We start from the raw sequence: 767 nt of genomic DNA, 5'->3' as shown, positions 1-767 counted from the left end.
AATGATGAAAACAGTGATGGCTACGCCAACATAGGAGAAACCATCACTTACAATTTCACAGTGACCAATCAAGGAGAAGACACTATAACAGATGTGGTGCTTACAGATGCTATGTTAGGAGGAGAAGTATCACTAGCATCAGGAGACGATAATGGAGATAACATTTTGGATGTCGATGAAATTTGGTTGTATGCAGCAAGTTACACTATTACACAAGCCGATATTGATGCAGGTATGGTTAGTAACCAAGCCGTCGTTACCGGAACAAGCAGTACAGATGGTTCAACCTTAGAAGATTTATCCGATGATGATACCGTGTTCGAAGATGATATAACAGATACGGAATTACCATTAGAATCCGGAATCGCAGTGATAAAAACAGGAGTTTTTAATGATGAAAACAGTGATGGCTACGCTAACATAGGGGAAACTATCACCTACAGTTTTACGGTGACCAATCAAGGACAAACCACTATAACAGACGTGGTGCTTACAGATGCTATGTTAGGTGGTGAACTTACACTAGCATCAGGAGACGATAATGGAGATAACATCTTAGATGTCGATGAAGTTTGGTTGTATGCAGCAAGTTATACAATAACACAAGCCGATATCGATACAGGCATGGTAAGTAACCAAGCCCTCGTTACCGGAACAAGTAGTACAGACGGTTCAACCTTAGAAGATTTATCCGATGATGATACCGTGTTCGAAGATGATATAACAGATACGGAATTGCCATTAGAAGCCGGAATCGCAGTGATAAA

Annotated in this window: 1 protein-coding gene; it reads left to right on the top strand. The window is 40.5% G+C overall.

Features of this window, described 5'->3' with window-relative positions:
* Nucleotides 1-767: DUF7507 domain-containing protein (locus ITJ86_RS17650; protein WP_195872874.1), on the top strand; the 767-nt coding region annotated here is incomplete at both ends.

It is taken from the genome of Winogradskyella marina (assembly GCF_015645385.1).
In the GTDB taxonomy this organism is placed as follows: Bacteria; Bacteroidota; Bacteroidia; order Flavobacteriales; family Flavobacteriaceae; genus Winogradskyella; species Winogradskyella marina.
Note: the sequence above shows the minus strand (reverse complement) of the source record. Positions and strands in the feature narration are given on the sequence as shown.